The sequence below is a fragment of the Sphingomonas sp. R86521 genome (assembly GCF_042466235.1).
Classification (GTDB): Bacteria; Pseudomonadota; Alphaproteobacteria; order Sphingomonadales; family Sphingomonadaceae; genus Sphingomonas.
In genome coordinates this window covers 3,818,670-3,825,245 of record NZ_JAXHBY010000001.1, presented here as the reverse complement: position 1 = coordinate 3,825,245, position 6,576 = coordinate 3,818,670, and the positions used below count along the sequence as shown (strand labels likewise).

The following is a 6,576-nucleotide window of genomic DNA, read 5'->3' as shown; positions in this document are numbered from 1 at the left end:
ATCCAACACACAACATACACAGCCTCGTGAGCTCACGCTCCCGGGGCTTTGTTGCGTTCCGGCAAAGCGCGGTCTTCTGACATCGAACTCGTTCGTGCTTAACCGTCCACCCTGTGTCGCCGGTTGAGTATTGCTTAGCGGCGTTGCATCAGCATGCATCACGGCAGGGGACGGGAATGCGCATCAGCCGCGCCGATCTGGCAGACTTCGCCTATTTCATCGCGTTGGCGAAGCACCGCAGCTTCCGTCGCGCAGGGGTGGAGCTCGGCGTGACGGCGTCGGCGCTTAGCCATTCGTTGAAGGGGCTCGAGGCACGCATCGGCGTGCGGCTGCTCAACCGGACGAGCCGGAGCGTCACGTTGACCGCGGCCGGCGAGGATTTGCAGGCTGCACTCGCCGGGCCGTTCGACGCGATCGGGACCGCGGTCGAGGGGCTGAACCGCTACCGCGACGAACCGGCAGGTCGGATCAGCCTGAACGTCATGGAGCATGCCAGTTCGCTGCTGCTGGGCCCGGTGCTACCAGTGTTCGTCGCGCGCTATCCCGGAATCGAGATCGACGTTGCGGTAACCAACGACATGGTCGACGTGGTCGCGCAGGGTGCCGATGCAGGGATCCGCTGGGGCGGTACGGTGCCCGAGGACATGGTCGCTCAGCGGCTGTCGCGCGACATCAAATGGGTAGTGGTGGGATCGCCCGGCTATCTGGAGCGCCACGGCGTACCGACGCATCCACGCGAGCTGTTGGCGCATCGCTGCCTGCGGCTGCGGCTCGGCGATGCGAGCATCTATCATTGGGAGTTCGAGAAGGACGGTGAGGTGATCGCGATCGATGTGCCGGGCGCGATCACGCTCGACCAGACGCAGTTCGCGCTCGATCTGGCCTTTGCCGGGACCGGGCTCGCGTATCTGCCCGAACCCAGCGTAATGCCGCTAGTGCAGCAGGGGCGGCTTTGCCCTGTGCTGATGGACTGGGCGCCGCTTGGTCCCGGATTCCATATCTATCATCCCGGACGCCGGCAGTTGCCGACCGGACTGCGCCTATTGATCGAGGTGATCCGGGAATTGCAGCCGCTGGGTCTGTAATTCCGCGATCGATGAAAGATGCTCATTGCCTCGTCGCGGCAATGATGGGTGATCCGCGCCTGCCCGACTCCCTAAATCCGGGCCAGCGACCAACCCCAGCAATCCATCATCGTCCGGAGCAATAGCGTGGCACAATCGGCCATCCTCGAAAACCACGCCGTCGCCCACGGCGAGCTAAGCGGCCGTTCGGGCTGGAGTGCGGTGTTCGCGCTGACGCTGTGCGTGGCGACGTTGATCGCCTCCGAATTCATGCCGGTCAGTATCCTGACGCCGATCGCCACGGACCTCCATCTCAGCCAGGGCGCAGCCGGGCAGGCGATATCGATCTCGGGTCTGTTCGCGGTGCTGACGAGCCTTTCGATTGCAAAGGTCACGCGGGGGATCGACCGCCGCGTCCTGCTGCTCGGCTTGACGGTCCTGATGCTGGTCTCCGGGTTGATCGTGGCCTTTGCGCCCAATTACCTGATGTTCATGGCCGGCCGTGCGCTGATCGGTGTGGTCGTCGGCGGCTTCTGGTCGATGTCGGCCGCGACCGTGATGCGGCTGCTGCCGGAGGATCAGATTGCTCGCGGGCTGGCGCTGCTCAATGGCGGCAACGCGCTCGCGACCACGCTTGCGGCGCCTCTCGGCAGTTTTCTCGGCCAGTATATCGGTTGGCGCGGCGCGTTCTTCGTCGTGGTGCCGCTCGCCGCCGTCACGCTGGCGTGGCAATGGCTGGCGCTGCCGACGATGCCGTCCGATCGGACCCAGACGGGCGCGAGTGCGCTCGGCCTGTTGCGCCGGCCGACCGCGCGGATCGGGGCGGCGGCTGTGGCGCTGTTGTTCGCGGGGCAGTTCGCGCTGTTCACCTATGTTCGCCCGTTCTTGGAAAGCGTGACGCAACTCGGCGTACCGGCGTTGTCGCTGGTCCTGCTCCTGATGGGGGCGGGCGGGCTGCTCGGGACTTTCGTGTTCGGGCGGTTGGTAACCCGCAACCTGTCGGCGACGTTGATCCTCGCGCCCATAGGTCTGGCGGCTATCGCGTGTGGCCTGGTGGTGGCGGGAGCGCACGCCATCTCCGTCGCCGTCCTGCTGACGCTGTGGGGCGTGATCGGCACCGGGGCGCCCGTCGCTTGGTGGACCTGGGTGGCACGCCGTTTTCCCGACGATGCCGAGGCTGGCGGAGGCTTGCTCGTCGCCGTCGTCCAGCTGGCGATCACGCTGGGCGCAGGGGGTGGTGGGTTGTTGTTCGATGCAGGTGGCTACCGCGCCGCGTTCCTGGCCAGCGCCGCCCTGCTCGTCGGCGCCGCGATCCTCGCCGTCTTCGATGCGCAAGCAGGGCGCGCCGCGTCGGACGCCCGATGATAAGCCTGTTTGCGGCGTTGATGCTTTTGGGTCTCAATCCTCCTACGCTCAATTCTCAAGGGAACACCGACATGGACATGGAAATCAGCCGCAAAGCCGAGATGGTCACGGTCGACGGGCCTGCCGATTATTTCACCGGCAAGGTCACGATCACCGGTCAGTTCCAGCGCCCAGATCCGTCGCGCGTCAGCGGAGCCATCGTGCATTTCGAACCCGGCGCGCGCACCGCATGGCATAGCCATCCGGCGGGTCAGACCCTGATCGTGACCGAAGGCGTGGGCTGGACCCAGGTCGCGGGCGGACCGAAGCACGAATTCCGCGCCGGCGACGTGCTGTGGTGCCCGGCCGACCACAAGCACTGGCACGGCGCGACGCCGCACGAGGGCATGACCCACGTCGCGATCCAGGAGTCCGTGGACGGGTCGCCGGTCACCTGGATGGAGAAGGTCAGCGACGACGACTATCTCTCGCCGGTGGCAACGGACTGAGCCGCGCGATGCGGTCTCGTATGCACGGGACCAGCACGGCAGCCCACGCGCGGGGCATTTCATCCAGTTCGATTGGGCGAACGCGGTCAACGCAGGTGCGGGCGACCGGTGGCGCTTGTCAGACGCGTTGCAGGCCCGGCCTGCCGCGCTCGGTGACGAAGCTGGCATGCGTCGACAGCGTGCCGTTCCGCGTCGCGATCGTGTCGAGGATTTTCAGGTCGCCACGCCATGTATCGCGGCCGACATCGCACAGCACATAGCCGCGGCGGTCGGTCAACGCCTTGAGGTGCGGGTTTTCCGCGCGTGACGAGCGGGTGTAGTCGTCGTCTTCGCCGACCCCGTCCGCGCCCGAGCTGATCGAGGTCGCGAGATATTCGCTGCTGACGATCTTGCCGTTGCCGTGATCCTGGATCAGGTCGCCGGCGTAATGGCGGTGCGCGTCGCCGCTGACGGTCATGACGTTGCCGGGGCAGTGCGCGTCGATGTGCGCGAGCAGGCGCCGTCGGCTGTTCATGTATCCCGACCATTGGTCCATCGAGACGAGCTGCTCCGGTTGCCCCGCCTTGTGATAGCCGAGGTTCATCAGGCAGACCTGTTGCGCGATCAGGTTCCAGCGCGCCTTCGAACGGTCGAGGCCCTTGAACAGCCACGCCTCCTGCGGTGCGCCGGTGATCGAACGGCTGGTGGCAAAGGCGTCGGGGCCCTGCGGCGCATCGCGGTCACCGTAGACCTGATCGGAGCGGTACTGCCGGGTGTCGAGGAAGAACGCGTCCATCAGGTCGCCGAACCGTGCCCCGCGATACATCTGCATGTGCGATCCGTCGGGCATCGACGACCGGCGCAGCGGCATGTGCTCGTAATAGGCCTGCATCGCCATCGCGCGCCGGGTCCGGAACACCTCCGGCGCGGTGTTGTCCTGATCGATGTCGGCGGCCCAGTTGTTGTCGATCTCGTGATCGTCGAAGCTGACGAACCACGGCGCGGCGGCGTGCGCGGCCTGGAGATCGGGGTCGCTCTTGTACTGGGCGTAGCGCTGGCGATAATCGCCGATCGAGTAGATTTCGTGGCCGATATGGCGGCGGACCAGCGGCTTCTTCGGATTGCGCGGCAGGTCGCCGCGATCGGGGCCCTCGTAGATGTAATCGCCGTAGTGGAACACGAAGTCGATCGGCTCCGCGGCGATGTGGCGCCACGCGGTGTAATAGCCTTCCTCGTACTGCTGGCAGCCGGCGACCGCGAAACGCACACGGTCGAGCGGCGCGCCGGGCAGCGGCAGGGTCGCGCCGCGCCCGGTGCCGCTGCGCTCGCCGCCGCAGGTGAAGCGGTACCAATAGGGGCGTGCCGGGGCGAGCCCGGCGACTTCGACATGGACCGAATGCGCGAGTTCGGGATGCGCGATCGCCTCGCCGCGCTGGAGCACTTGGCGGAAGTCGGGATCGGCGGCGACTTCCCATGCGACCGGCACCGGTGCCATCATCATGCCGCCATCGGGCTGGAGCGGCAGCGGGGCGAGCCGGGTCCAGATCACGAAGCCCGTGGCATCCGGATCGCCCGCCGCGACGCCGAGCGTGAACGGCGGCGTCGGGAAGCGCGGGTCCTCGATCAGGTTGCGCGGGCGCACTTCGGCAGCGCTAACGCGCCGCCCGGGCAGCAGGCCCGCGGCGGTCAGGCTTCCCAGCGCGGACAGGAGATAGCGGCGGTCGACTTCGTACATGGTAATTCCGTTCAGCGGATCAGCGCAGCATGATGAAAGAGAGGCGCCCCAGTCACCATCGTCGACTCCGCCGACGTAGCGAAGGCTGTTGCCGACCAGGGATTTCGGCGAGTCGTTCAGTAGGGCGGTGATCTCGTATCGGCGCGGCCGTTGTCGTCCTGCACGGTCTCGCCGATGCCTTCACGTAACTGATCCCGTGCTTATGGTCGGGCGACGACGCGATCGTGTCAGTTATGCTGATCTTTTATGACAGGGGGCAGTTTCCGCGCGCGCATGCGCGTGATCATCGAGCGGATTTCGGCTCCGGCGCTTTGCTCGATGGCCGCCTGGGGGTGGTGCGGAACAAGGATCAGCGTGCGGCCTTCGACCCGCCAGGATCGCAGCTGCGACAGGAAGTTCATGCCGAGGATGTCGGTCTCGCCCAGCGCGGGCGAGGTCACGACGCGGAGGTTGCGTGCGGTGATGCTGCCGAGACGCAGCGTATCGATGCGACCGGCGTCCGCGCGGACATTGCCGTTCGCGGTCTGCAGGATCAGCGGGACGACGCCAGGTCGCCGATCGATCGCAGCGGCGCTTGCGGTCCGTTCGGACAGGGCGGTGATGGTCGCGCCGCTGTCGACGAGCATCCGCCGTTCGGATCCGTTGATCGTCGCGCGTGCCCAGAAATGACCATCGGGCGACATGCGGATGCGGACGTCCCTGCCGTTGATCGTCTGGTCGTCGATGCCGAGGTTTTCGGTCAACCGCGCCAGCCCGGGGATGAACGGCGCCTGCTGGAAGACGAGGAAAAGGCACGAGGCGAGCAGCCCGATCGAGAACAGCGCCCGCAGCGCGCCGCCGAGATAGGGGATGCGCAACAGGATCAGGAGGACGAGCGCAGCGCCGATGGCATAGATGGCGAGGTGCTGCCATTCTGGATTGGTCACGATCGGCACAGTGGGATCTCAACCCCAAGACGTACCGATTCGATCCGAAACCGCCGCCATCGCGCCGACCGGTTTCCGCGCAATCGCGGCATTCCGCGGTCCACCGCACGGCTTACTCGCTGTTAACCTTGTGCTGGCTAGACCGATGCAGGCCGGGGGGCCAGCGAGGTGAAGTCGATGAACCGTGTGTTGCTATCCGTTTCCGTCGCGTCGCTGCTGGCGGGCTGTGCGTCGCACCGCGAGGTGGCGTCGGTGACGCCGCCGACGGTGATGGTGCCGGTCGTCGCGCCGCCGATGCCCAAAGGTGCGTTTCCGGGGATGGTGATTCCCGTCGCGCTGCCCGACGGATCCTATCCGACGCCGAACCGCAACCTGACGCCGGCCGCGACGATCTGGCATCTGCGCGCCGCGCTGAACGTCGCCGCGCTGGCGTGCCGCGGTCCGCAGGAGGCGACGATCATTGCCGGCTACAATGCGCTGCTCAGCAGCCAGAAGCCGGTGCTGACCAACGCCGAGGCGGCCTATGCCAAGGAATACAAGGCGGGCGGCGGCGACTGGCAGGACCGCTACGACGATTCGATGACGCGGCTGTATAATTTCTTCTCGCAGAGCCCGGCGCGCGATGCGTTCTGTGCATCAGCGGCGGCCGTGCTGGCCGATGGCGCGATGGTCTCGCCCGACCGCATGCCCGCGTTTGCCGCCGAACGGCTGCCGGCGCTGGAGCGTCCGTTCACCGAATTCTACCGTGCGTATGACGCGTGGCGCGGTGGGACGACGCCTGCGCGTGCGCCGGCTCCGGTATTCGTTGGCCGCCAATATGCCGCGAACACGCCGACCATGACGATCACCCAGGCCCGCCTGCAGCCGATCTCGCAGCCGAGCGTGCCCGTAGCACCGCGGCCGCGGCTGGAACTGGACCTCAGCGCTATCCAGTAATCTTTCGTCATCCCGGACCTGGTCCGGATCCAGGAACGCGCCCGGCATGACGGCTATGGCCGGCGAGCACTAACGCTTTAATC

6 protein-coding genes are annotated in these 6,576 nt (G+C 66.6%); 4 read left to right on the top strand and 2 right to left on the bottom strand.

The window, feature by feature from the left end:
- Positions 1–176: 176 nt before the first annotated feature.
- The 3 genes from SJY20_RS17745 (at position 177) to SJY20_RS17735 (ending at position 2,917) form a co-directional block, all read left to right on the top strand.
- Positions 177–1,085, top strand: a complete 909-nt coding sequence (locus SJY20_RS17745) for a LysR substrate-binding domain-containing protein (protein WP_380788494.1) — start codon at positions 177–179, stop codon at positions 1,083–1,085.
- Positions 1,086–1,211: 126 nt separating this feature from the next.
- On the top strand, positions 1,212–2,429 hold the full coding sequence (locus SJY20_RS17740; protein ID WP_380788492.1) for an MFS transporter: 1,218 nt from the start codon (positions 1,212–1,214) through the stop codon (positions 2,427–2,429).
- Positions 2,430–2,500: 71 nt separating this feature from the next.
- Positions 2,501–2,917 carry a cupin domain-containing protein gene (locus SJY20_RS17735; RefSeq protein WP_380788491.1) on the top strand — a complete coding sequence of 139 codons (417 nt, stop codon included), beginning with the start codon at positions 2,501–2,503 and terminating at the stop codon, positions 2,915–2,917.
- A gap of 118 nt (positions 2,918–3,035) precedes the next feature.
- Here the strand turns inward: SJY20_RS17735 and SJY20_RS17730 are convergent, their stop codons facing one another.
- Both SJY20_RS17730 and SJY20_RS17725 read right to left on the bottom strand, forming a co-directional pair.
- Positions 3,036–4,631, bottom strand: coding sequence for an alkaline phosphatase D family protein (locus SJY20_RS17730; RefSeq protein WP_380788490.1), 1,596 nt, complete (start codon positions 4,629–4,631; stop codon positions 3,036–3,038).
- Positions 4,632–4,858: 227 nt separating this feature from the next.
- Positions 4,859–5,557 carry a TIGR02281 family clan AA aspartic protease gene (locus SJY20_RS17725; protein ID WP_380788488.1) on the bottom strand — a complete coding sequence of 233 codons (699 nt, stop codon included), beginning with the start codon at positions 5,555–5,557 and terminating at the stop codon, positions 4,859–4,861.
- A gap of 177 nt (positions 5,558–5,734) precedes the next feature.
- On the opposite strand from SJY20_RS17725, the gene SJY20_RS17720 reads away from it, so the two are divergent.
- The gene (locus tag SJY20_RS17720) at positions 5,735–6,493 is read left to right on the top strand and encodes a hypothetical protein (RefSeq protein WP_380788487.1); all 759 of its coding nucleotides are present in this window, start codon (positions 5,735–5,737) and stop codon (positions 6,491–6,493) included.
- The last annotated feature ends 83 nt before the right edge of the window (positions 6,494–6,576 follow it).